This window comes from Geodermatophilus sp. SYSU D01045, from assembly GCF_054050295.1.
Map to the genome: position 1 here is coordinate 17,759 of NZ_JBJGZB010000025.1, position 22,597 is coordinate 40,355.

The following is a 22,597-nucleotide window of genomic DNA, read 5'->3' on the forward strand; positions in this document are numbered from 1 at the left end:
GCGATGACCCGCGTCTTGGACGCCGACGCCCACGACACCGGGACGGTCGACACCGCGCCCAACCGGGCCGACGAGGGCTACGACACGATCTTCAGCTACCGCGAGCTGGCGCGGCTCGACGAGGCGCTGACCATGTCCTCGCGCGAGACCGGCCTGCGGTTCACGCTCTGGATCGGCGACCTCGGGCCCAAGACCCGCATCCGGGCCGAGGAGCTGCACGCCCGCGGCGGCGACCCGGCCGAGTCGGTGCTGCTGGCCGTCTCGCCCGGGCAGCGGGTCATCGAGGTCGTCACCGGCGCCTCGGCCGCCCGCCGGCTGCCCGACCGGGCGTGCGCGCTCGCGGTGCTGTCGATGACCAACTCCTTCGCCTCCGGTGACCTCGTCGGCGGGATCGTCAACGGCCTGCGGCAGCTGTCCGACCAGGCCGGCCACCCGCGGGGCGCCCGGCTCCACTAGCCGCGCGGCGCACCGCGCCACGGCCGCACGCGAGAGGCCCAGGACCCGCCGGGTCCTGGGCCTCTCGCGTGCAGCGGGTCAGGCGCCGGCCGCGGCGTCCCGCGCCCGGTTGCGCAGCGCGCGGGCGATGCCGTCGCGGCCCTCGGAGACCAGCCGGCGCAGCGGCGCCGGGTGCCCTTCCCGGCCGAGCCACCTGTCGGCGGCCTGCAGCGTCCGCTCCTCGACCACCGGCGGGAACAGGTACTGCACGGCGTTCTTCGCGATCTCGCCGGGACGGCGCTCCCACATCGGGCCGATCTCGGCGAAGTACCGGTCCACGTACTCCGCGGTCAGCTCGCGTTGCGCCGGGTGCCAGAAGCCCGCGACCAGCGCCTCGTGGACGGCGTTGGGCACCGACGCGTCGTGGAACGCCTGCTGCCAGGCGTCCGCCTTGGCCTCCGCGGTCGGGCGCAGCGCCCGCGCGGTCGCCGCACGCCGGACCCCGGTGGCGGTGGCGTCCCGCTCGGCCTCGGCGTCGATCTCGGCGTCGCCGGCCGCGCCGATGGCCACCAGGCCGTGGAGGAAGGCCCAGCGGGCGTCGGCGTCGACGGCCAGCCCCTCGACGGTGCGGGAGCCGTCGAGCAGCCCGCGCAGCACCGCGGCGTGCTCGCCGGTGCGGGCGGCGGCGGCCAGGGTGCGCGACCACTGCAGCTGCTCGTCGCTGCCCGGCTCGGCCGACTCCAGCGCCTGCAGCGCCTTGTCCGCCAGCGCCGCCCAGCCGGTCTCGGCCCACGCCGGGTCGGCGTACGAGGTCAGCGCCGACTGCACCCGCGCCAGCAGCGACTGCACCACGCTGGTCTCGGTCTCGGCGTCGATGCCGGCCAGCACCAGCTCCACCCACTCGCGGGCGGGCAGCTCGGCGTCGCGGGTCATGTCCCAGGCGGCGGCCCAGCACAGCGCGCGGGCGAGGGAGTCGGGGACCGTGCCGATCGCCTCGCGCAGCGTCGCCAGCGAGCGGTCGTCCAGGCGGAGCTTGGCGTAGGTGAGGTCGTCGTCGTTGACCAGCACCAGGTCGGCCGCCGGGTGCCCGGCCAGCTCGGCCACCTCGGTGCGCTCGCCGTCGACGTCGAGCTCCACCCGGGTGGTGCGGGTCAGCCCGTCCGGCCCGCGGTCGTAGAGGCCCACGGCCAGCCGGTGGCGGCGCAGCACGGGGTGCTCGGGGACGGCGGTCTGCTCGATGGCGAACGAGGCGTAGCGGCCGTCCTCGGTGAGCTCGTACACCGGACGCAGGGTGTTGACCTGGCTGGTCTCCAGCCACTGCGCCGACCACTCGGTGAGGTCGCGGCCGGTGGCCTCCGACAGGGGATCGAGCAGGTCCGCCAGCGTGGTGTTGCCGTACTCGTGGGTGCGGAAGTAGCGGCGGATCCCCGCCAGGAACTCCTCGCGGCCGACGTAGGCCACCAGCTGCTTGAGCACCGAGGCGCCCTTGGCGTAGGTGATCCCGTCGAAGTTCACCTCGACGGCGGCCACGTCGACCATGTCCGCGGCGATCGGGTGGGTCGAGGGCAGCTGGTCCTGCGCGTAGGCCCAGGCCTTCTCGGCGTTGGCGAACGTCGTCCACGCGGTCGTGTACTCGGTGGCCTCGGCCTGGCACAGCGTGGAGATGTAGGTGGCGAAGGACTCGTTGAGCCACAGGTCGTCCCACCAGCGCATGGTCACGAGGTCGCCGAACCACATGTGCGCCAGCTCGTGCAGCACCGTCTCGGCGCGCCGCTCGTAACGCGCCCGGCTGGTCCGGGACCGGAAGACGTAGTCCTCCAGCACGGTGACCGCGCCCGCGTTCTCCATCGCGCCGGCGTTGAACTCCGGCACGAACACCTGGTCGTACTTGTCGAACGGGTACGGGTAGTCGAAGACCCGGTGGTAGAACTCGAAGCCCTGCTTGGTGACCCGGAACAGCTCCTCCGGGTCCAGGTGCTTCGCCAGCGACGCGCGGCAGAACAGGCCCAGCGGGATGTCCTCGTAGCAGTCGGTGACCCGCGCGTAGGGCCCGGCGATCAGCGCGACCAGGTAGGTCGACAGCCGCTTGGTCGGCTCGAAGTGCACCAGCTGCGAGCCCCCCGGCCCGGCCTCGATGGTGCGGCCGCCGCTGTTGGACACGACCTGCCAGTCGAACGGCGCGACGACGTGCACCTCGTAGGTGCCCTTGAGGTCGGGCTGGTCGAAGCAGGCGAACACGCGCTTGGCCTCGGCCGGCTCGAAGTGCGTGTAGAGGTAGACCTGCCCGTCCTCGGGGTCCTCGAAGCGGTGCAGGCCCTCGCCGGTGTTGGAGTACCGGCAGTCGGCGTCGACGACGAGGGTGTTGTCGGCGGCGAGGTCGGGCAGCGGCAGGCCGCCCTCCTCGGTGTAGGTGGAGACGTCGAGCTCGACCCCGTTGAGCGTGGCGGACCGGACGGTCTCGGCGACCAGGTCGACGAACGAGGCGGCGCCGGGCTCGCGGCAGGTGAAGTGCACCGTCGTCGTCGAGCGGAAGGTCCCGCTGCCCGGTCGCCCCTCACCGTCGGTGAGGTCGAACCGGAGGTCGTAGCTGTCGACGTCGAGCAGGCTGGCGCGTGCGGCGGCGTCGTCGCGGGTCAGGTTGGGTACGGCCACGCCCGGCAGCCTGCCACGGACGGCCGACACGCCCGCAGGGCACCGGGAACAACCGGCCGGACGGGGCACTTGGCAGCGGGCAGTGGCGGGGTGCGCCCCCGGCCCCGAGGACGACGGACCTGAGGAGAGCGATCGATGACCGAGGCAGTGCAGAGCGCCCCGACCAAGGCACGGGTGGACTTCTGGTTCGACCCGCTGTGCCCCTGGGCCTGGCTGACCAGCCGCTGGGTCCTGGAGGCGGCGAAGGTGCGCGACATCGACCTGCACTGGCACGTCATGTCGCTGGCGGTGCTCAACCGCGGGCGCGACCTGCCGGAGGAGTACCAGAAGATGATGGAGCAGGCGTGGGGCCCGGTGCGGGTCGCCGTCGCCGCCGCCGAGAAGCACGGCGACGAGGTCCTCGGTGACCTCTACACGGCCATGGGCACGCTGCGGCACCACGAGGGCAAGGAGCTCGACGAGCTGATCGCCCCGGCGCTCGAGCGCGTGGGACTCCCGGCCGAGCTGGCCGAGGCGGCGACCTCCACCGACTACGACGAGGCGCTGGAGAAGAGCCACCACGCGGGCATGGACCCGGTCGGTGACGACGTCGGCACGCCGGTCGTGCACATCGACGGCGTCGCGTTCTTCGGCCCGGTCATCAGCCGGGTGCCCACGGGCGAGGACGCCGGGAAGGCCTTCGACGGGGCCGTCCTGCTGGCCAACCTGCCCGACTTCTGGGAGCTCAAGCGGACCCGCACCTCCGGCCCGGACATGGACTCGGTGCCGGCCGACGCCCTAGAGCTCGAGAACAGCTGAGTCCGCCGCCCCGCCGCCGGTCGCGGGAGCGCGGCCGGCGGCGGGGCGCCCAGGGGCGGGTCAGGTGGCGGGGGTCTCGGTCACCTGCTCGATCCCGGCGGCGGCGCGGGGCTCCGGGACGGCCGTCGCGGCCCCGCCCAGCCCGAGCTGGGACGCGATGTCGAGCCGGTCGAAGTACATGTGGTGCGACGCGGCCACGCCGTCCCTGACCGTGAGCAGGTCGCACTCCCGCAGCCGTACGCTCCTGCCGGTCGGCGGCACGTCGCCGTCCGGCAGGGCCAGTACGCCGGTGTGGGTCCCGACGAGCCAGCCCTCGTCGATCGCGGTGTCGCCGGCCTCGTAGGTGGCCTTCGGCTCCCAGCTCATGTCGGGGCACGCGCGCTGGAACACCGCGAGGTAGTCGGCGATGGCCTCGTTGCCCTCGAGCCGCAGGCCCTCGGGAGTCTCGGCGACGGCGTCGGCCGCGTAGAGCTGCAGCAGGGTCTCCCGGTCACCCGCGACGGCCGCGGCGGTGATCCGGTCCATGATCTCTCGTGCCTGTCCCATGACGACTCCTCCGGTCGTCCGTCGGGTCGCCGGCCGGTCTGGCCGGCTGGTGACGTCGGCCGGCCGATCGGCCCGGGCCCGGCACGAGCGGGGCCGGGCCCGCACCTGCGGCAGGCCGACACCCCGAGACGAGTCCTGCCCGGGCCGGGGTGCCAGAGGCGAAGGCCCCGTCCGTGCACTTCCGCGGCTGGCATGCTCGCGGGCGTGCCGCGACCGACCCGCCAGCGCATCCTGATCACCGGCGCCAGCTCCGGGCTGGGCATGGGCCTGGCCCGCCGCTTCGCCGCACGCGGCCGGGACCTGGCCCTGGTCGCCCGCCGCGAGCACCTGCTGGAGGAGCTGCGCGGCGAGCTGCTCGCCGCCCACCCCGGCATCCGGGTGGTCACCGCGGCGCTCGACGTCGACGACGCCGCGGCGGTGGCCGAGGGCGTCCCGGCGCTGGCCGCCCGGCTCGGCGGCGTCGACCGGTTCGTCGCCAACGCCGGGATCGGCAACGGGTCGGCCATCGGCACCGGGGCGGCCGCGGCCAACCGCGCCATCCTGGTCACCAACGTCCTCGGCACCCACGCGCAGTGCGAGGCCGCCGTCGAGCTGTTCCGCGCGCAGGGCTCGGGCCACCTCGTCGTCATCAGCTCGGTCGCCTCGGTCCGCGGGATGCGCGGCACCCGCACCGCCTACGGCGCCAGCAAGGCCGCGCTCAACGCGCTCGCCGAGGGCATCCGGTCGGACCTGCTCGGCACCGGCGTCCGGGTCACCACGGTGCTGCCCGGCTACATCGAGACCGACATCAACGTCGGCCGCCGCGGCCCGTTCACCGTCGGCCTGGACACCGGCGTCGACGCGCTGGTCGCCGCGATCGAGCGGGAGCCGGTGCGGGCCTACGTGCCCGAGTGGCCGTGGCGGCCGGTGTCGGCGCTGCTGCGGGTGCTGCCGCTGCCGGTGGTCCGCCGCCTCACCTGATCCCGCCTCCCGCACGCGGGAGACGGGATCACCTGAGCCGGGAGGCGGCCACGCGCACGGTCGCCTCGTCGTAGGGGCCGCGGTCCGGCCGGCCGGCCCGGACGGCGGCCAGCACCGCCAGCAGCTCCTCGCGCTGGGCGCCGACGAAGTCCGCGTCCACGACCGCGCCGTGGCCGGGGACGACCGGGCCGCGGGCCAGCGCGTGCAGCCGCCCCAGGGTGGCCGGCCACTCGGCGGGGAAGGCGTCCTCGAACGCCGGCGGGGCGCCCTCCTCGACCAGGTCCCCGGCGAAGACGGTGCCGTCCTCCACCTCGACCACCAGGTCGTGCCCGGTGTGCCCGCGGCCGAGGAACCGCAGCACCACCTCGACGCCGCCCACGTCGAGCACCTCGACGTCGTCGACCAGCGCGTCGGGTGGGTCCAGCGGCGCACGCCGCACCTGCCCGGCGGCCTCGACGTCCCCGGCGGCCAGCAGCTCGGCGATCCGGGCCGCGCGCTGCGCCTCACCGGTGGCCAGCAGGTCCGCGGCGCAGCCGCGCGAGCCCCACACCGTCGCCGGGCGGAACGCGGCGTTGCCGAAGCAGTGGTCGTAGTACGCGTGGGTGTTGACGACGGTCCACGGGTGCGGGGTCACCCGCCGCACGGCGGCCGCGAGGTCCGCGGCCTCGGCCGGGGAGGACCGGGTGTCCACGACGAGGCAGGCGCCGTCGCCGACGACCAGCCCGCAGTTGAGGTCCAGGGACCGGTGCCGGCGGACGAACACGCCGTCGGCGACCTCGGCGAAGGTCACCAGCAGATCCGCATCGGCCGGCCGCGGGCGTCGAGCGACCCGTCGCCGACGCACTCGCCGGTGCCGTCGGCGACCCGCCGGGCCGACCACGCGGCGGCGCAGGCGTCGAGCGCGTCGACCGCCGGCACCCGCGGCGGCGCCGCGAGCAACGCGGCGTCGACGTCCATGACCGGGCGCAGCGCCGCGAGCCGCTGGGCCAGGCCACGGGCGGTGACCTTCGGGTCGGTCACGCCGCCCAGGCCGCGGCGGAACGCCAGCTCCGGGTGCACCTCGACGACGTGGCCGGGCGGCGGGTCGCCGAGGGCGTCGTCGAGCGCCCGGACGGACCGCACGAGCTGGAAGGCCTGCGCCGACAGCGACGTCCCGCCGGTCGCCGCGGTCGAGAGCCCACGGGCCTCGGCGTAGTCGTCGGTCGCCAGCACCGCGCGGACCGGGGCGGCGAAGACGGAGCTCCCCGCCCTCCCGAGCAGCGCCTTGGCCCGGACGTCGCAGGCCCGGGCACCGTCGTCGGACAGGCCGATGGGCATGTCGATCCCGACCACCTCGACGCCGGGGACCGCGAGGACGGCGGCCACGTCGGGCAGCGCCAGGAGGGTCACCGTGCGGCCGTCGAGCAGCGCGCCGACCCAGGCCCCGCGCCAGCCGTCCACCCCGAGCACCGCCACCTCCCGACCCTGACAGACTCGGCGCATGCGCGTCTTCGTCGGCACCGACCACGCCGGGCTGGACTTCAAGGAGCACCTCGAGCGGGCGCTCACCGAGGCCGGGCACGAGCCGGTCGACTGCGGCGCCTTCGAGTACGACCCGCAGGACGACTACCCGCCGTTCTGCTTCGAGGTGGGCGAGCGCGTGGTCACCGAGCCGGGCAGCCTCGGCGTCGTCATCGGCGGCTCGGGCAACGGCGAGCAGATCGCGGCCAACAAGGTGCCCGGCGTGCGCGCGGCGCTGGTGTGGAACACCGAGACCGCCCAGCTCGCCCGCCAGCACAACGACGCCAACGTCGTCTCGATCGGCGCCCGCCAGCACTCGATCGAGGAGGCCACCGCGCTGGTGCTGGAGTTCCTCCGGACGCCGTTCAGCCACGACGAGCGGCACGTCCGCCGGATCGGGCTCATCCACGACTACGAGCAGAACCGGCACCGTCCCGCCGGCGGGCTGCCTACCCGCGACGGCGTGGTCTGACCGTCAGAACTGGTCGGGGCAGTAGGGGCTGACCGGCCAGGAGAACGCCGTCGCGGCCTGGGTGACCGCGCCCGGGCTCACCTCGGTGACCCGCCCGGCCGCCTGCAGCGTGCCCAGCGAGACGCCGCCGAGGTAGGCCGCGGCCAGCGCCTCGACGTCCACGACCAGGTCGGGGTCGCCGTCGGTGGGGGCGCAGAACGCCCCGGCGGGGTGCCCGCGCAGCCACCAGCGCCCGTCGTTCCAGGGGCAGAACCGGTCGCGCACCTCGAGGACCATGTCGATCGGCGCCGGGTAGCGGCGCGCGGCCAGCGCCCGGCCGACGTCGACCAGCCGCAGCCACAGCCCGTCCAGCGGGCGCACCTGGAGCGCGCGCGGGTCGGCCAGCAGGTGGCGCAGCGGGTCGTCGGCGGGGGCGTAGCCGGCCTCCACCGTCCGCACCAGGTCCAGGTCGAGCAGGTACCGCCACAGCGCCGCGTGGGCGGGGGTGCTGCGCGCCCGCACGTCGTCGACGACGACCGTGCCGTCGGGCAGGCCGTCGTCGGTCCAGCGGGCGCGCACGCGGAACGCGGCGAAGCCGGTGACCTCGCCGTCGGCCTCGGTGTGCAGCACGTACCGGCGGGCGCTCGCCCCGCCGCGGCGCTCGGCCGGGTCGCGCAGCGCGCGCTCCCACCAGCGCTCGTCGCGCTCGAACGTGCCGGGCACCCCGCGGCGCAGCGCCTCGTGCACCCGCGCGGCGCCGGCCCGCCACGCCTCGGGCTCGGCCGGGGCCACCGTGCCGGTGCCCAGGTCGACGCCGGGGCGGAAGACCATGTCGCGGGTGGAGCCGCGCAGGTTGCCGCGCTGCGTCGCCGGCGCGTAGCCGAAGCGGCCGTAGATCGAGCCCTCGGAGGCCCACAGCGCGGCCAGCGGCTCGCCCTGCCGCTCGTGCAGCTCCGTCAGCTGGCGCCGCATCATCGCCGTCAGCACGCCCCGGCGGCGGTGGGTGGGGGAGACGGTCACCCAGGTGACGCCCGCGCACGGGACGACGGCGCCGGGCACGGTCACCTGCCGGCTGTAGATGCCCCCGGTGGCGGCGACCCGCCCGTCGCCCGCCCACAGCGACAGCGACCGGTCCAGCTCCGCCGTCGGCGGGACCCGCTCGGTGAAGTCGCCGATCGGCTCGTCGCCGAAGACCTCGAGCATCGCCCGGCTGAAGGCGGGCCACTCCTCGGCGGTGACGGGGCGGAGGTCAGCGGGATCGGTCACCCCTGGTGTCTACCGGGCGGGGACGACGGCCCGCGACCGCGGTCAGCCGCGGAGGTAGGCCAGGGTCGCCATCACCCGGCTGTTGCGGTCCTCGTCGGGCGCGAGGCCGAGCTTGGCGAAGATCCGCTGGGTGTGCTTCTCCACCGCGCCCGGGGTGACCACCAGCTGCCGGGCGATCGCGGTGTTGGAGTGTCCCTCGGCGATCAGGCCGAGCACCTCCCGCTCGCGCGGGGTGAGCCGGCGGACCGGGTCGTCGGCGCGGCGGCGGGCGAACAGCTGGGCGACCACCTGGGGATCGAGCACGGTGCCGCCTGCCACCACCTCGGCGAGGGCGGCGAGCAGCTGGTCGAGGTCGGTCACCCGGTCCTTGAGCAGGTAGCCGACGCCGCCGCGGCCGTCGGCCAGCAGCTCGTCGGCGTAGGCGACCTCGACGTACTGCGACAGCACCAGCACCGCCGTCCCGGGCACCGTCCGCCGCACCTCGACGGCGGCGCGCAGCCCCTCGTCGGTGTGCGTGGGCGGCATCCGCACGTCGACGACGGCCACGTGCGGCCGCTCGGCGGTCACCGCGCGCACCAGCGACGGGCCGTCGCCCACGGCGGCCGCCACGGTGGTGCCCGCCTCCTCGAGCAGCCGGACCAGCCCCTCGCGGAGCAGGACCGAGTCCTCGCCGAGCACCACGCGCAGCGGCCGGTCGCCGGGGCTCACGCCCACGGCAGCTCCGCCGTCGTCCGGGTCGGGCCGCCGCGCGGGCTGTCGACCACCAGGACGCCGTCGACGGCGCGCAGCCGGTCGGCGAGCCCGGCCAGGCCGTGCCCGGGCACCAGCAGCGCCCCGCCCTCGCCGTCGTCCTCGACGACGACCCGCAGCACCTCTCCGGCCCGCCGCACCTCGACCCGGCACACGCCGGCCCCGCTGTGCTTGGCCACGTTGGCCAGCGTCTCGCTGACGACGAAGTACGCGGTGTTCTCCGTGACCGGCGCCGGCCGCTCGGCGGGCAGGCCGACGGCGAGCTCCACCGGCACCGGCGAGCGGGCGGCCAGCGCGGCCAGCGCGGCGGGCAGGCCGCGGTCGGCGAGCACCGGCGGGGCGATGCCGCGGGACAGCGCGCGCAGCTCCTCCAGCGCCTCCTTGGCGAGGACGCCGGCCTCGGCCAGCGTCGTGCGGGCGGCGGCGGGGTCGCGCTCGAGCTGGCGCTGGGCGCGGGAGAGGTCCATGCCGAGGCGGACCAGGTGCTGCTGCGGGCCGTCGTGGATGTCGCGCTCCAGCCGGCGCAGCGCCACCGCCTCGGCGGCGACGGCGGCGTCGCGGCCGCGGGAGAGCCGGCCGATCTCGGCCTGGGTGGCGGCGCGGGAGGTCAGCATGACCCGGCCGAGCTGGGCCTGCAGCAGCGCGACCGCCCGGACGGCGAACGGGAGCACGGCCGCGGCGACCAGGCCGATCGCCGTGTAGCCGACGATCCGCAGCGGGGTGCCGCCCTCGAAACCGAGCAGCTCGAACAGGTCCTCGTTGCCCTCCTGCGGCAGGGCCCAGTCCCACAGCCCGTAGGTGATCCCGCCGAGCGCCAGCGCCCAGAACGTCACCGTGACGACGAAGGCCACGATCGCCAGCGGGAACCGGACGACGGCGTGCAGCACGTCGAGCCAGGACTGCGGGTCGCGCAGCGGGGTCAGGAGCCGGCGCACCCGGCCGCCGTCGGGGGTCAGGTAGGCCGGGCGCGGGACGGGGCGGCCGAGCACCGCGGGCAGCTGCGCCCGCTCGAGCGCGGCGAACCCGCGGGCGGCGAGCAGGGTGAGCGCCAGGACGGCCAGGCCCACCCAGATCACCAGGGTGCCGACGCCGACGGCCACGCCGGTCACGGCGACGACGAAGGCGGCGATCCCGACCGGCAGCGACAGCAGCGCGTAGCCGGAGTCGACGAGCAGCCGGCGCAGGAGGCCGGCGTGCGACGGGGCGGTCGCGGAGGAGGGCATCACGAGGGTGTCGGTGGTCATGCAGCGAGCCTGCTGGCGCGGGGGCGGCCGGCCGATCCCGTCAGCCGGTCGATCCGCTGTCGGGCTGGCCCGACACCCGCTGCGCTCCTCATGTCGGGGGGATGGTCCCGGTCACGCCGGGCCGGTGTCCAGCGCCCTGGCTAGTGTCGGATGCGATCCCGGGCACGCCTGACGGTGCCGCGCGCCCGCGCGGCCGCGTGCCCGACTGGACGGAGGTCGCCCGTGCGCCCGAGGTCGGTACCCGTCGCGCTCGGCGCGCTCCTCCTGGCCGCCGGCTGCACGGCGTCGACGGCGGCGGAGGGGGACGGGGGCGGCACCGCCCCGGTCGCGACCTCCGCACCCGACCAGCGGCTGACCGTCGTCGCCGACGCCGAGCCCGCGGCGTCCGCCGTCAGCGCCAGCCGCGCGCTGTTCGACGAGGCCGGCGTGGTCGTCGTCGCTCCCGACGGCGACCGGGCGGCCACCCTGCTCGGCGCCTCGGCCGCGGTGGGCCTGGGCGTGCCGCTGCTGCTGGACCCCGAGGGCGAGGACGCCGACGGCGCCGTCGCCGAGGAGATCGGCCGGCTGGGCGCGCGGACGGTCCTCGCCGTGGGCGCCGACACCGCGCCCGGCGACGCCGCCGTCGTCGCCGCGCCCGCGAGCGCCGAGGCGGTCGCCGCCGCCACCGGCCTCGACCTCGCCGACGCCGACCCGGTGCCCGCCGACGGCGAGGCGGCCGCCGTCGCCGCGCTCGAGGCCGAGGCGCCGGCCGCGCTGCGCCCCGAGGACGACGGCACCGCGGCAGACGGCGAGGCCGACGGCGAGCTGCCCGCGGTCACCCGCGCCGAGCCGCTCGAGGGCACCGTCGTCCTGTCCGACGGCGCGCCGGGGTCGCTGGCCGGCGTCGCCACCGCCCGGGCCGCCGGCGCGCGCGTGCAGGTCACCGGCGGGCAGACCGACCCGCGGGCGTCGGCCGACGCGGTCGAGGCGGTGTCCGGCGCGGAGACCGTCGTCGCCCTGGGCGCGGGCTTCGGCGCGGAGGACGGCCTGGACTGGAAGGTGGAGACCGCGGCCACCGGCACCCAGCTGCCCGGCGGCGGGCAGACGCTGTTCCCGCAGCACTTCATGGTGGCGCTCTACGGCCACCCGGGCACCGGCGCGCTCGGCGTGCTCGGGGAGCAGGACGTCGACGCGGCGGTCCAGCGGGCCCGCGAGCACGCCGCGCCCTACGAGTCGCTGGTCACCGACGCCACCGTCGTCCCCGCCTTCGAGATCATCGCCACGGTGGCCTCGGAGTTCCCGACCGACGGCAACGACTACTCCTACGAGGCGCCGATCGAGCAGATCCGCCCGTGGGTCGAGGCCGCGGGGGAGGCCGGGCTCTACGTCGTCCTGGACCTGCAGCCCGGGCGCACCGACTTCGTCACCCAGGCCGAGCTCTACCGGCCGCTGCTGGAGCTGCCGCACGTCGGGCTGGCGCTGGACCCGGAGTGGCGGCTCGCGCCGAACCAGGTGCACCTCACGCAGATCGGCTCGGTCGGCGTCGACGAGGTGAACCGGGTGGTGACGTGGCTGGCCGACCTCACCCGCGAGAACCGGCTGCCGCAGAAGCTGCTGGTGCTGCACCAGTTCCGGGTGGACATGATCCCCGGCCGCGAGCGGGTCGACCTGTCCCGCGACGAGGTCGCCGTCATGGTCCACGCCGACGGGCAGGGACCGCAGGGCAGCAAGCAGGACACCTGGCGGGTGCTGCACGGCATCGGCCCCGAGGGGCTGGCCTGGGGCTGGAAGAACTTCTACGACGAGGACTCCCCGATGCTCACGCCCGAGGAGACGATCGCGCAGGTCTCCCCGAGACCTCAGCTGGTCACCTACCAGTAGTTCCCCCTGTGTGACGGAGGCGTCACCCTCGGGAGTTAGCGTCGCCCCCGCGCCCGGGACGCACGGGCGGCACACCGAGGGGATCACGCACACATGCAGCGACGCAGGTACTGGGCCGCGGCCGCGGCCGTCGCGGCGGTGACCGCCGGGGCGGCGACGCCCGCGGCGGCCGCTCCGGCGGCAGCGGCCACCGACGAGCTCGACATCACCCTGCTGGCCACCACCGACCTGCACGGCCGGGTGCAGGACTGGGACTACTTCAAGGACGCGCCGTACACCGAGTCGGCGCGCTTCGCCACGGGCCTGGCCCGGGTCGGCTCGGTCGTCGACAGCGTGCGCGACGCGCGCGGCGAGGAGAGCGTGCTGGTCGTCGACAACGGCGACTTCCTGCAGGGCACGCCGCTGAGCTACTACCACGCGCGGCAGGAGCCGGTCACCGAGACCGGCGCCGAGCACCCGGTGGCCGCCGCCTACGACGCCATCGGCTACGACGCCCAGGTGGTCGGCAACCACGAGTTCAACTACGGCCTGGACCTGCTGCAGGCCTACGCCGACGACGTCGACCACCCGGTGCTCGGCGCCAACGTCCTCGACGCCGTGACCGGTGAGCCGTACCTGCCGCCGTACACCCTGCAGGAGATGGAGGTGCCCGGCCACAAGCCGGTCACCGTGGGCGTCCTCGGCCTGACCACGCCGGGCTCGGCGATCTGGGACCGCGGCAACGTCGAGGGCCGGGTCGAGTTCCAGGACATGGTCGAGGCGGCGGAGCACTGGGTGCCGATCGTCGACGAGCAGGCCGACGTCGTCGTGGTGCTCTCGCACGCCGGCGTGGGCGGCGGTTCGTCCTACGACGGGTCGCAGGCCCCGACGGAGAACCCGACCGACGTCATCGCCCGGACGGTGCCCGGCATCGACGCGATGGTGGTCGGCCACACCCACCGCAACGTGCCGAGCCAGCGGGTCCGCAACGAGGTGACCGGCGACGACGTGCTGCTGACCCAGCCCTACCGCTGGGGCGCCACGGTGTCCCAGGTCGACATCGGGCTGGAGAAGGTCCGTGGCCGGTGGGACGTCGTCAGCACCGCGGCCACGGCGCTGCGCACCGACGCGTACCCCCAGGACCCGGAGGTCCTCGCCGCGACCGACGAGGCGCACCGGACGACGGTCGACTACGTCAACCAGGTGGTCGCCACCTCCACCGAGCAGCTGACCACGGAGACCAGTCGCTACGAGGACACGCCGATCCTCGACTTCATCCAGCAGGTGCAGACCGAGACCGTCGAGGCGGCGCTGGAGGGCACGTCGCGGGCCGACCTGCCGGTGCTGTCCATCGCGGCGCCCTTCAGCCGTGAGGCGGTCTTCCCGCAGGGCGACGTCACGGTCCGCGACATCGCCGGGCTCTACGTCTACGACAACACGCTGGAGGCGGTCGAGCTCACCGGCGCCCAGGTGCGGGCCCACCTGGAGAAGTCGGCGGGCTACTTCGCCCAGGTGCCGGCGACCGGGGACGTGGACCTGGAGACCGTCACCAACGCGGGCGGCCTGCCGGACTACGACTACGACGTCCTCTCCGGGGTCGACTACGACCTCGACGTGTCCCGGCCCGCAGGCCAGCGGGTCACCCGGCTGGAGTTCGACGGCCGGCCGGTGGCCGACGGCGACCGGTTCGTCGTCGCGGTGAACAACTACCGGCGTTCCGGCGGCGGCGGCTTCCCGGGCATCTCGACCGCGCCGGTCGTCTACGACGAGCAGCGGGAGATCCGCCAGTTGCTCATCGACTGGGCCCAGGACCGCCAGGTGATCGACCCGGCGGACTTCCACGACCTGAACTGGCAGCTGGTCCGCGCCGGCGAGCCGCTGGTGCCCTGACGCACCCGTCCCATCCCACACCCGACCGCCCCGCCGGAGCCCTCCGGCGGGGCGGTCGGCGTCCGGGGTGAACAGCCCGCCGGGGACTCCCGTTCCGTCGGTCCTCCGTGGTGGACTACCGCCCGTCGACGGGGATGGCGACCGAGGAGAGGTGGTCCGCGTGACCAGCGTGCTGAGCGGGGTGTCCGACGAGCTCGACCCGCGCTTGCTCGAGCACCGGCGGGAGCTGACCGGCTACTGCTACCGGATGCTGGGGTCGTCCTTCGACGCCGACGACGCGGTGCAGGAGACGCTGGTCCGGGCGTGGAAGAGCTTCGGCTCCTTCGAGGGCCGCTCCTCGCTGCGGTCCTGGCTGTACCGGATCGCCACCAACGTCTGCCTCGACCAGCTCTCCGGGCGCCAGCGCCGGGCCCTGCCGATGGACCTCTCCGGCTCGCCGTGGTCGCCGGTGGAGGCGTCCCTGGCCGCCAAGCGGCCGGCGGAGGCCTGGGTCGAGCCGGTCCTCGACCGCGCGGTCCTGCCCGAGGACGGCGACCCGGCCGAGCGCGCGGTGGCCCGCGAGTCGGTGCGGCTGGCCTTCGTGGCCGCGCTGCAGCACCTGCCGCCACGGCAGCGGGCCGTCCTCCTGCTGCGCGACGTGCTGCGCTGGCACGCCGACGAGGTCGCCGCCCTGCTCGAGACCACCGTCGCCTCGGTCAACAGCGCGCTGCAGCGGGCCCGCGCCACGCTGGCGGCGATGGGCGGCACCCCGGAGGAGCGGCCGCTGGACGCCGACCACCGCGAGCTGCTGGACCGCTACCTCGACGCCTTCGAGCGCTACGACATCGACGCCTTCGTCACCCTGCTGCACGAGGACGCCACCCAGCACATGCCGCCGTTCGAGATGTGGCTGGGCAGCGCCGCCGACATCGGCACCTGGATGCTCGGCCCGGGCAGCGGCTGCCGGAACTCCCGGCTGCTGCTGACCGAGGCCAACGGCAGCCCGGCGGTCGCGCAGTGGCGTCCCACGGACGACGGCGGCCACGCGCCGTGGGCGCTGCACGTGCTGGAGGTCGAGGACGGCCGGATCCGGCACATCACGAGCTTCCTCGACCTGGACAACGACCTGTTCGCCCGGCTCGGCCTGCCGCCGACCCCGGACGCGGCTCCCGCCGCCGGCTGACCTCCCGCCCTCCTCCGCCGCCTCCCACCCCGACCGGGGTCGGGAGGCGGCGGCGCATCAAGGGGTTGTGCTAAATACCCCCTGGGGGTATACAGGTGGCATCGGAGGAGGAGGGGACATGCACACGGACCACACCCGGCAGGCACCCACGACGGACCGGCACGCGGACCACGGCAGGGGCGCCGTTCCCTGGGCCGCGGCGGTGCAGGCCACGCTGCACTGCCTCACCGGCTGTGCCGTCGGGGAGGTGCTCGGGATGGTCATCGGGACCACCCTGGGGCTGTCCACCTGGGCCACGGTCGCGCTGGCCGTCGCGCTGGCGTTCGTCTTCGGCTACGCGCTCACGATGCGCGGCGTGCTGCGCGCGGGCCTCACGTTCCGCCGGGCGCTGCGGGTGGCGCTGGCGGCCGACACCGTCTCCATCGCGGTCATGGAGCTGGTCGACAACGCCGTCCTGGTCGGCGTCCCGGGCGCGATGGAGGCCGGCCTGGGCTCGGCGTTCTTCTGGCTGTCGCTGGCCGCCGCCCTCGCGGTGGCGTTCGTCGTCACCCTGCCGGTCAACCGCTGGCTGATGGGGCGCGGCCTCGGCCACGCCGTCGTCCACGCCCACCACTGACCGCCGCGGTCAGCGACCGCCTCCTCCGTCGGCGGTCGCCGGGTCGGTCGCCAGGTGCAGCCTGCCCCGGAGCCGGCGGGCCCACGGCTCCGGGGCACGGTCGAACTCGGCACCGGCGATCGTCGTCACCACGGCGATGACCGCGATGCAGAGCAGCCAGCCCACCAGCGCGAGCGTCACGCCGAAGAGGCCGTACCGGCGGCTGTAGGACTCCATGAGCAGCGGCATGTAGACCGCGGTGGCCACGGCGTAGAGCGCGGAGCAGACGGCCGCCAGCACGCCCGTGGGCAGCAGCCGCCGCCAGGGGAGGCGGCCCCCGAGCAGCAGCCAGGGGATCGAGGTCCACAGCAGGCAGCTCGCCAGCACGTGGCCCGTCCAGCCCAGCACCCGTGGGACGGAGCCGGGCGCCACCAGCCCGTGCAGGAACGACAGCAGCACGATCATGAGCAGCAGGGCGGCGATGCCCAGCAGCGCGTCGACCGAGCCGCGGAGGCCGGTGCGCGGCGGGAGCCCCCAGGCCTGCTGGTACATCCGCTGCAGCCGGCGGGCCAGCGAGACGGCGGAGAACACGAGCAGGACGACGCTCAGCACGCCGATGCCGGCGTCCCCGGCCGACGCGAACAGCTTCTGCACGTCCGCGGCGGCCGCGCCGGTCAACCGGAACCGGTCGATCACGATGTCGGCGACCAGGGGCCCGTCGCCGCCCGGGGCCAGCAGGGACACGAGCAGGAGCAGCGGGATCAGCGCGGTGAACGCCTGCGCGGAGACGGCCATGGCCCGGTCGATGCCGCGCTGCTCCAGGAAGGCGGCGACGCACCGGCCCGGGAACGTCGTCGCCAGCCGCCCGGTGACCGCCCCGAGCCCGCGGACGACCATGCCGGTCTCACCTCCGCACGGCGGCCGGCGCCACCTCCGCCGGCGTGGGCGACGGTGCGAGGCGCGTGGCGGGGAGGGAGCGGGTCAGGAACAGGCTCAGCAGGGCGACGGCGGCCGCCGCGAGGAGCGCCGTCCTCAGGCCGAGCAGCTGCGCGTCGGCGTAGGTCGCCACCAGGGCGTCGACCTCAGCGGCGGAGATCCCCGCCTGGTCGAGGGCGGCCCGCGCCTGGTCGACCGGGACGAAGCTGGCGCCGCCGCCGATCGCCACCCCCACCTGGTCGGCGACGGCGTCGCTGACCTGCGGGTCGCTGGAGATCCCGCGCAGGGCGGCGGCGGTCAGCGTGCCGATGAGGACCGAGCCGACGAACGCCGTCCCGAGCGACGACCCGAGGTTCTGCGCCGTGTACTGCAGGCCACCGACCTCGCTGCGGTCGGCCTCCCCGGCGCTGGACTGGGCGACGTTGCCGAGCTGGGCGGCCAGCAGGCCCATCCCGATCCCCAGCAGCGCCATCGCCATCCCGAAGGAGAGGTCGTCGAGCTCCGGCCGGACCGTCGCGAGCAGCCACAGGGACGCCGCGACCAGGACCGCGAAGCCGACCCGCACCACCGCGCGCGGGCTGGCGACCCGGTTCAGCAGCGGTGCGCTCATCGCCGTGACCAGCATGAGCACCGAGACCGGGAGCAGCCGCAGGCCGGTCTGGAACGCGTCGAGCCCCAGCACGACCTGCAGGTACAGCGGCACGGTGAAGAAGACGCCGAGCAGGACGAGGTTCTGCGCGACGAGCGTCTGCACGGCCGCGCGCAGCGGTGGGACGGAGAACAGCCGCCAGTGCAGCAGCGGCTCCTCGCCGCGGGCCTCCCGGTGGCGCAGCCACGACCGCAGCAGGCCCAGCAGCGCCAGGCCGGCGCCGATGACGAACGGCGTCAGCGCGAAGCCGAGGACGGTGACCGGCGAGTTGCGCGGCTGCAGCCAGCCCCACGTGGTGCTCTGCAGCACCCCGAGGACGACGAGCGCCAACCCGAGCGCGGAGAGCGCCGCCCCGACGGCGTCGATGCGGGGACGCGGGCCCGGCGTCGGCGCGTCCTCGACCCAGCGGAGCCCCGCGAGGACGGCCACCACCACGACGACCTCGCCGGCGAAGACCAGCCGCCAGCTGAGGTAGGTCGTCACCCAGCCGCCGAGCAACGGGCCGACGGCGATCCCCGCCCCGGCCAGCCCGCCGATGACCCCGTACGCCATGGCCCGGTCCCGGCCCCGGTAGTTGCCGCCCACCAGGGCGGCGAGCGCGGGCAGGACGAGAGCCGCGCCCAGTCCCTCGATGACCGACCAGCCCAGGGCGAGGACCAGCACGGTGGGGGCCAGGGCGGTGATCAGGGACCCCACCGCGTAGACGACGAGCCCCACGGCGAAGGCGCGCCGCCGGCCGATCCGGTCACCGATCTTCCCTCCGGTGACCATGAACGCGGCCATGACGAGCGTGTACACGGTGATGACCGCCTGGATGGTGGTGACGGTCGTGTCGAAGTCCTCGACCAGCTGGCTGATGGACACGTTCATCACCGCGGTGTCGAGGACGGCGAGGAACTGCGCGGCCCCCAGGACCGCGAGCGGCTTCCAGCGCGTCACCGTTCGACGCTGACCGCTGCAGCGACGGCGGCGCATCGTCCCGGTCGCATGATCGCGGTGGTCCGGAGCGCCGGTGGCACCTCACCTGCAGGCGACCGGGGACGACCGCCGAGGATGGGGCGCGTGAAGGTCTACGTGTCGTCGGACATGGAGGGCACCGCAGGTGTCGTCGACTGGGCGCAGTGCCGCGGCCCGGGCGGGGAGTACGAGCACTACCGGCGGCTGCTGCAGGACGAGGTGAACGCCGCGATCGCGGGGGCGGTGGACGCCGGCGCCACGGCGTTCCTCGTCAACGACTCGCACTCGACGATGCAGAACCTGCGCCCCGGCGAGCTGCTCGGCAACGCCCGCTACCTCGCCGGCCGGCACAAGCCGATGTACATGATGGAGGGGCTGGACGGCTCCTTCGACGCCGTCTTCCTCGTCAGCTACCACGGCTCGGCGTCCGGGCCGTCGTCCGTGCTGTCGCACACCTACAACCCGGCGGCGATCGCCCGGGTGCGGCTGAACGGCGTCGAGGTGGGGGAGTCGGGCATCAACGCGCTGGTCGCCCTCGGCCACGGCGTGCCGGTCGTGCTGGTCACCGGCGACGGGACGACGGCCGAGGAGGCGCGCGCGGTGTGCCCGGGGATCGAGGCCGCCGTCGTCAAGCGGTCGGTGACGCGGTTCGCGGCCGAGAGCCTGCACCCGGACGAGGCGTGCGCGCTGATCCGCGAGAAGGCGGCCGCCGCCGTGCGGGGCCTGTCCGCCGCCCGGCTGCCGGCGATCGCGCTGCCGGCGACGCTGGAGGTCACCTTCCGCAACGCGGACCTGGCCGAGCTGGCCACGCGGATCGTCGGGGTCGAGCGCGCCGGGACCCTCGACGTCCGGATCCCCGACGACGACCCGGTCGCCCTCTACCGGACGTTCGTCACCGTCGTGCTGCTCACCCGCGGGTTCACCGACTGAGGCCGGCCCGGCGGGGCTAGATGCGGGTCAGCCAGACCACCGGCGGCCGGGCGCGCCGGGCGGCGAACGCCTCCAACTGCGTCTCGCTCGGGCGGCAGCCGCCCGGGCAGTCGAACTCCACGGCCCGCCCGTCGACCCACCCGACGGCCGCCGGCCGCCGGCAGTTCGGGCAGTCCTCCCACGTGACCCGCTCGCTGGCTTCCATCGTCTCGCCTCCCCGGTCCCGGGAGACTGCCCGGGAACGGGAGAGGACCTGGGCGCGCTGTTCGATCCAGGGACCCCTCGTCGGGAGAACGGTAGCCCCGTGTCCCGCGCACAAACCCGGGGCGAACGGACGGCCTGTTCCGGTTCGCCGGGGTGCCGATCGGGGCGAGCGGGTGACGGGAACCGGACCCGCACAGCCGGCTGGGAGGCTGAGTTCCCGGCGTCCCCACCCGCTGGTCAGCGGGCTGTCCGCTGTGCACCGTGCCGTCAGCGGGCCTCTGCCGACCGACAGGTGACCGACCCACGGCCGGGAGCCCGGGACCGCCGGGAGCGGCGGCCGCTCAGCGCCCCGGGCCCGCGGGCGTCCCGTCGGCGCTGGCCGGCCCGCTGCACGGCGGGCCGGGGGGCGCGATGAGGGGCCAGGCTCGGGATGCCCAGCTCCCACAGGGCCTCGTTGAGCACCTGGGCGAGGACGTCGTGCTCGGTGTCCGGCCAGGCGGCACTGCCGTCGAGGTAGGCGGCCAGCGCGGCCTGGGGGTGGTCCCCGCCGACGGTGAGGTAGCGCCACCACAGGTCGCTCAGCGTCGAGCCACCCAGTCGCCAGGCGATGACGGTCAGCGGGCAGACGGGTGCGGAGCAGGGGGACACCGGGTTCCTTCGCGCCGGACACCGGCCGGCCGTGGGGACCGAACGGCGGATGGCGGCGGCTGAGAGGGCGATCCGCGGCCGGTTGCTCGACGCGACCGCTCCATCATGCCCGGTGTCCGTCCCGGTCAGCCGCCACGCGTGCCCGTCGGTGCCGGCGTGGCCTCGGCCGGCGCCGCGACACCTGCGCTGCCGGCAGGTCCGTGCCGGCCCGGATCGGGACGGCGGCCGGCACGGTCAGGTGGCCGTCGGTGCCCCCGGTCAGGTGCCGGGGGCTGCGGCGGCGCTCCGGTACGCGGCCTGCACGATGCCGTAGCAGTCGCAGGACGCCTCGTGCAGGGCGTCGGGGTCCAGGACGGTGATCCGGCCGCGGGTGTAGCGGATGACGCCCGCCTGCTGCAGCACGCCGGCAGTGAGCGACACGGTGCCCCGGCGCACACCGAGCATCTGGGCGAGGAACTCCTGAGTGAGGGTGAACTCGTCGGCGCCGACGCGGTCGCGGGTCTGCAGCAGCCAGCGGGCGCACCGCTCCTCGGTGGTGTGCAGCCGGTTGCAGGCCACGTTCTGCGACAGCTGGACCATCGTGGCCTGGGTGTAGCGGTGCAGCAGGGTGTGCAGCGCGCCGTCGGTCGACAGGAACCGGCGCAGCTCACCGACCGGCAGGCGCAGCGCCGTGCCGGCGATCTGGCAGACGGTGTCGTGCGGGCTCTCGCTCGTGCCGAGGAAGGCCGGCAGGCCCGCCATGCCCTCGAAGCCGATGGTGGCGACCTCGACCGCCGCCTCCCCCTGGACGGTGGCGAGCACCGACAGCACGGAGTCGACGGGGAACCAGACCTGGTCGATGTTCTTGCCGGGCTCGTAGAGCTGCTCGCGGACGTCGAGCTGCACCGGCTCGAGAGCAGGCCGCAGCCGGTCGAACTCCTCGTCGGGGAGGTGGTCGAGCAGCAGGTTGCGGCGCGGGTCCGGCTGTGTGCGGGTGGGCGTGGACACGTGCCGCTCCTCCCGGGACGGGACCCCTCTGTGCTCCGGGCCCGGGAGGGTTACCCGCGGGCGCCGGGCCTCATGCCGGCACGGTCGGACGCGCACCCAGCCGCGCCCACGGCGCCACGGGCACGGCGAACAGGTCCGCGGCGCCCGGTGCCATCACGTAGGCCACCAGCGCCGGCGCCACCAGGGGCAGCGGCAGGACGTGCTCGACGCAGCCGGTGGCCAGAGCCGCGCTGGGCATGCCCGGCGCCTCCGCGTCGTCCGGGTCCTGGACCAGCACCCGCCCGCCGGCCCGCCGGACCGCGCGCACCCCGGCGGCCCCGTCGGACAGCCGACCGGTCAGCACGACGGCCAGCACCCCCCGACCGAAGGCAGCGGCGGCGCCGGTGAGCAGCTCGTCCGCCGTGCGGGCCGTCGCGCAGGGGCGCAGCGACAGGCGACCGTGCGGCTGCAGGTCCGCCGTCATCCCGGCCGGCAGCACGGTCACCCCGCGCGGCAGGGCACCGGGCGTGGCGGTGTGCACCGGGAGGTCCCCGCGGGCCCGCAGCAGATCGGCGAGCACGTCCGGCGTGCCGGACCCGCGGTGCTGCACCACCAGGACCGGCACCGGGAAGTCCGCCGGCAGCCCGGACACGACGGTGCCCAGGGCGCGCACCCCGCCGGCGCTGGCGGCCAGCACGACGACCGAGAAACCGGGGCGCCGGCCGGGAAGGGATGCCGTCGCCACCCGATCGACGGTACTCCTGTGTCGGGTACCTGACACAGTGCGCGCGGCGTGTCCCGCCTCGACCCGCCCGGCTCCGGCGACCCGGTGGAGCCGCCCGGCGGTCGCTACCGTCCGCGCGCGGTGGGCTGGAGTTCGCCGGTGCGGGCGACGTCGTCGGCCACCACCGCCAGCTCGACGTCGTGGCGGTTGCTGCACTGCCGCAGCAGGTCGAAGGCCTGGTCCTCGGTCACCCCGTGACGGGCCACGAGGATGCCGATGGCCTGGCCGATGCGCCGGTTGCTCACCGGCGCGACCTCGAGGTCCGCGGCATGGCGCTCGGCTGCGGCCAGTCGGCGGCGCAGCCCGGCGGGGCCGGTGACCGTGGCCTGCCGCGCGTGGACGGCGACCTGGAGAGTCACGCTGCGGGCGCGCATCTCGGCTGCCTCCCGGCGGACCCTCTGTGCCAGCGCGCGCTGCACCTGGGCCCGGGCCCGC

The 22,597-nt window shown here is 75.5% G+C and carries 23 protein-coding genes; 9 read left to right on the forward strand and 14 right to left on the reverse strand.

Features of this window, described 5'->3' with window-relative positions:
- Nucleotides 1–3: 3 nt before the first annotated feature.
- A complete protein-coding gene (locus tag ACI798_RS18575; RefSeq protein WP_456940760.1) occupies nucleotides 4–456 on the forward strand; it encodes a DUF5130 family protein in 453 nt (150 codons plus the stop codon).
- A gap of 78 nt (nucleotides 457–534) precedes the next feature.
- Here the strand turns inward: ACI798_RS18575 and pepN are convergent, their stop codons facing one another.
- A complete protein-coding gene (pepN, locus tag ACI798_RS18580) occupies nucleotides 535–3,087 on the reverse strand; it encodes an aminopeptidase N (protein WP_457048620.1) in 2,553 nt (850 codons plus the stop codon).
- A gap of 135 nt (nucleotides 3,088–3,222) precedes the next feature.
- On the opposite strand from pepN, the gene ACI798_RS18585 reads away from it, so the two are divergent.
- Nucleotides 3,223–3,885: a mycothiol-dependent nitroreductase Rv2466c family protein gene (locus tag ACI798_RS18585; protein WP_456940758.1), complete on the forward strand. Its 663-nt coding sequence runs from the start codon at nucleotides 3,223–3,225 to the stop codon at nucleotides 3,883–3,885.
- Nucleotides 3,886–3,945: 60 nt separating this feature from the next.
- On the opposite strand, the gene ACI798_RS18590 is transcribed toward ACI798_RS18585, so the two are convergent.
- Nucleotides 3,946–4,431 carry an ester cyclase gene (locus ACI798_RS18590; RefSeq protein ID WP_457048621.1) on the reverse strand — a complete coding sequence of 162 codons (486 nt, stop codon included), beginning with the start codon at nucleotides 4,429–4,431 and terminating at the stop codon, nucleotides 3,946–3,948.
- Between the two features lie 204 nt (nucleotides 4,432–4,635).
- On the opposite strand from ACI798_RS18590, the gene ACI798_RS18595 reads away from it, so the two are divergent.
- Nucleotides 4,636–5,391: an SDR family oxidoreductase gene (locus ACI798_RS18595; protein ID WP_456940756.1), complete on the forward strand. Its 756-nt coding sequence runs from the start codon at nucleotides 4,636–4,638 to the stop codon at nucleotides 5,389–5,391.
- A 28-nt stretch (nucleotides 5,392–5,419) separates the two neighbouring features.
- Here the strand turns inward: ACI798_RS18595 and ACI798_RS18600 are convergent, their stop codons facing one another.
- Together ACI798_RS18600 and ACI798_RS18605 are read right to left on the reverse strand one after the other, a co-directional pair.
- On the reverse strand, nucleotides 5,420–6,181 hold the full coding sequence (locus ACI798_RS18600) for an MBL fold metallo-hydrolase (protein WP_457048622.1): 762 nt from the start codon (nucleotides 6,179–6,181) through the stop codon (nucleotides 5,420–5,422).
- A complete protein-coding gene (locus ACI798_RS18605; protein ID WP_456940754.1) occupies nucleotides 6,178–6,846 on the reverse strand; it encodes a DUF429 domain-containing protein in 669 nt (222 codons plus the stop codon). Before ACI798_RS18605 ends, ACI798_RS18600 begins: the two co-directional genes overlap by 4 nt.
- A gap of 25 nt (nucleotides 6,847–6,871) precedes the next feature.
- Here ACI798_RS18605 and ACI798_RS18610 point away from each other — a divergent pair, with 25 nt between their 5' ends.
- Nucleotides 6,872–7,363, forward strand: a complete 492-nt coding sequence (locus ACI798_RS18610; RefSeq protein WP_456940753.1) for a ribose-5-phosphate isomerase — start codon at nucleotides 6,872–6,874, stop codon at nucleotides 7,361–7,363.
- A 3-nt stretch (nucleotides 7,364–7,366) separates the two neighbouring features.
- Here the strand turns inward: ACI798_RS18610 and ACI798_RS18615 are convergent, their stop codons facing one another.
- From ACI798_RS18615 to ACI798_RS18625, 3 genes are read right to left on the reverse strand one after another with little or no spacing between them, the layout of a single operon-like run.
- A complete protein-coding gene (locus ACI798_RS18615) occupies nucleotides 7,367–8,608 on the reverse strand; it encodes a GNAT family N-acetyltransferase (RefSeq protein WP_457048623.1) in 1,242 nt (413 codons plus the stop codon).
- A gap of 42 nt (nucleotides 8,609–8,650) precedes the next feature.
- Nucleotides 8,651–9,322 carry a LuxR C-terminal-related transcriptional regulator gene (locus ACI798_RS18620; RefSeq protein WP_457048624.1) on the reverse strand — a complete coding sequence of 224 codons (672 nt, stop codon included), beginning with the start codon at nucleotides 9,320–9,322 and terminating at the stop codon, nucleotides 8,651–8,653.
- The gene (locus ACI798_RS18625) at nucleotides 9,313–10,602 is read right to left on the reverse strand and encodes a sensor histidine kinase (protein WP_456940750.1); all 1,290 of its coding nucleotides are present in this window, start codon (nucleotides 10,600–10,602) and stop codon (nucleotides 9,313–9,315) included. Before ACI798_RS18625 ends, ACI798_RS18620 begins: the two co-directional genes overlap by 10 nt.
- A 222-nt stretch (nucleotides 10,603–10,824) precedes the next feature.
- On the opposite strand from ACI798_RS18625, the gene ACI798_RS18630 reads away from it, so the two are divergent.
- The 4 genes from ACI798_RS18630 (at nucleotide 10,825) to ACI798_RS18645 (ending at nucleotide 16,109) form a co-directional block, all read left to right on the forward strand.
- Nucleotides 10,825–12,462: a hypothetical protein gene (locus ACI798_RS18630; RefSeq protein ID WP_457048625.1), complete on the forward strand. Its 1,638-nt coding sequence runs from the start codon at nucleotides 10,825–10,827 to the stop codon at nucleotides 12,460–12,462.
- A gap of 93 nt (nucleotides 12,463–12,555) precedes the next feature.
- Entirely contained in the window at nucleotides 12,556–14,331 is a 1,776-nt protein-coding gene (locus tag ACI798_RS18635) for a bifunctional metallophosphatase/5'-nucleotidase (RefSeq protein WP_457048626.1), read from the forward strand.
- Nucleotides 14,332–14,491: 160 nt separating this feature from the next.
- A complete protein-coding gene (locus ACI798_RS18640) occupies nucleotides 14,492–15,493 on the forward strand; it encodes a sigma-70 family RNA polymerase sigma factor (protein ID WP_456940747.1) in 1,002 nt (333 codons plus the stop codon).
- A gap of 118 nt (nucleotides 15,494–15,611) precedes the next feature.
- Nucleotides 15,612–16,109 (forward strand): DUF4396 domain-containing protein, encoded by a 498-nt coding sequence (locus ACI798_RS18645; protein ID WP_456940746.1) that lies wholly within the window; start codon nucleotides 15,612–15,614, stop codon nucleotides 16,107–16,109.
- A 9-nt stretch (nucleotides 16,110–16,118) separates the two neighbouring features.
- On the opposite strand, the gene ACI798_RS18650 is transcribed toward ACI798_RS18645, so the two are convergent.
- Together ACI798_RS18650 and ACI798_RS18655 are read right to left on the reverse strand one after the other, a co-directional pair.
- Nucleotides 16,119–16,985, reverse strand: coding sequence for a YhjD/YihY/BrkB family envelope integrity protein (locus ACI798_RS18650; protein WP_456940745.1), 867 nt, complete (start codon nucleotides 16,983–16,985; stop codon nucleotides 16,119–16,121).
- 7 nt (nucleotides 16,986–16,992) lie between these two features.
- Nucleotides 16,993–18,648 (reverse strand): MFS transporter, encoded by a 1,656-nt coding sequence (locus ACI798_RS18655; protein ID WP_456940744.1) that lies wholly within the window; start codon nucleotides 18,646–18,648, stop codon nucleotides 16,993–16,995.
- Nucleotides 18,649–18,735: 87 nt separating this feature from the next.
- On the opposite strand from ACI798_RS18655, the gene ACI798_RS18660 reads away from it, so the two are divergent.
- Nucleotides 18,736–19,560, forward strand: a complete 825-nt coding sequence (locus tag ACI798_RS18660; RefSeq protein WP_457048627.1) for a M55 family metallopeptidase — start codon at nucleotides 18,736–18,738, stop codon at nucleotides 19,558–19,560.
- A 16-nt stretch (nucleotides 19,561–19,576) separates the two neighbouring features.
- Here the strand turns inward: ACI798_RS18660 and ACI798_RS18665 are convergent, their stop codons facing one another.
- The 5 genes from ACI798_RS18665 to ACI798_RS18685 all read right to left on the reverse strand — a co-directional run bounded on the left by ACI798_RS18665 (nucleotide 19,577) and on the right by ACI798_RS18685 (nucleotide 22,536).
- Nucleotides 19,577–19,765 carry a hypothetical protein gene (locus ACI798_RS18665; protein WP_456940742.1) on the reverse strand — a complete coding sequence of 63 codons (189 nt, stop codon included), beginning with the start codon at nucleotides 19,763–19,765 and terminating at the stop codon, nucleotides 19,577–19,579.
- A gap of 266 nt (nucleotides 19,766–20,031) precedes the next feature.
- Complete coding sequence (locus ACI798_RS18670; RefSeq protein ID WP_457048628.1) at nucleotides 20,032–20,412, reverse strand: hypothetical protein; 381 nt, start codon at nucleotides 20,410–20,412, stop codon at nucleotides 20,032–20,034.
- A 258-nt stretch (nucleotides 20,413–20,670) separates the two neighbouring features.
- On the reverse strand, nucleotides 20,671–21,399 hold the full coding sequence (locus ACI798_RS18675) for a Crp/Fnr family transcriptional regulator (RefSeq protein ID WP_457048629.1): 729 nt from the start codon (nucleotides 21,397–21,399) through the stop codon (nucleotides 20,671–20,673).
- 70 nt (nucleotides 21,400–21,469) lie between these two features.
- Nucleotides 21,470–22,123 carry a chemotaxis protein CheB gene (locus ACI798_RS18680; protein ID WP_456940739.1) on the reverse strand — a complete coding sequence of 218 codons (654 nt, stop codon included), beginning with the start codon at nucleotides 22,121–22,123 and terminating at the stop codon, nucleotides 21,470–21,472.
- A 104-nt stretch (nucleotides 22,124–22,227) separates the two neighbouring features.
- Nucleotides 22,228–22,536 carry an ANTAR domain-containing protein gene (locus ACI798_RS18685; RefSeq protein ID WP_457048630.1) on the reverse strand — a complete coding sequence of 103 codons (309 nt, stop codon included), beginning with the start codon at nucleotides 22,534–22,536 and terminating at the stop codon, nucleotides 22,228–22,230.
- Nucleotides 22,537–22,597: the final 61 nt, after the last annotated feature.

Excerpts from the sequence above, each read along its gene's own strand:
- ACI798_RS18665 (WP_456940742.1), bottom strand. The coding sequence starts at position 19,765 with ATGGAAGCCAGCGAGCGGGTCACGTGGGAGGACTGCCCGAACTGCCGG.
- ACI798_RS18650 (WP_456940745.1), bottom strand. The coding sequence starts at position 16,985 with ATGGTCGTCCGCGGGCTCGGGGCGGTCACCGGGCGGCTGGCGACGACG.
- ACI798_RS18685 (WP_457048630.1), bottom strand. The coding sequence starts at position 22,536 with ATGCGCGCCCGCAGCGTGACTCTCCAGGTCGCCGTCCACGCGCGGCAG.
- ACI798_RS18635 (WP_457048626.1), top strand. The coding sequence starts at position 12,556 with ATGCAGCGACGCAGGTACTGGGCCGCGGCCGCGGCCGTCGCGGCGGTG.
- ACI798_RS18585 (WP_456940758.1), top strand. The coding sequence starts at position 3,223 with ATGACCGAGGCAGTGCAGAGCGCCCCGACCAAGGCACGGGTGGACTTC.
- ACI798_RS18655 (WP_456940744.1), bottom strand. The coding sequence starts at position 18,648 with ATGCGCCGCCGTCGCTGCAGCGGTCAGCGTCGAACGGTGACGCGCTGG.
- ACI798_RS18625 (WP_456940750.1), bottom strand. The coding sequence starts at position 10,602 with ATGACCACCGACACCCTCGTGATGCCCTCCTCCGCGACCGCCCCGTCG.
- ACI798_RS18575 (WP_456940760.1), top strand. The coding sequence starts at position 4 with ATGACCCGCGTCTTGGACGCCGACGCCCACGACACCGGGACGGTCGAC.
- ACI798_RS18590 (WP_457048621.1), bottom strand. The coding sequence starts at position 4,431 with ATGGGACAGGCACGAGAGATCATGGACCGGATCACCGCCGCGGCCGTC.
- ACI798_RS18645 (WP_456940746.1), top strand. The coding sequence starts at position 15,612 with ATGCACACGGACCACACCCGGCAGGCACCCACGACGGACCGGCACGCG.
- ACI798_RS18610 (WP_456940753.1), top strand. The coding sequence starts at position 6,872 with ATGCGCGTCTTCGTCGGCACCGACCACGCCGGGCTGGACTTCAAGGAG.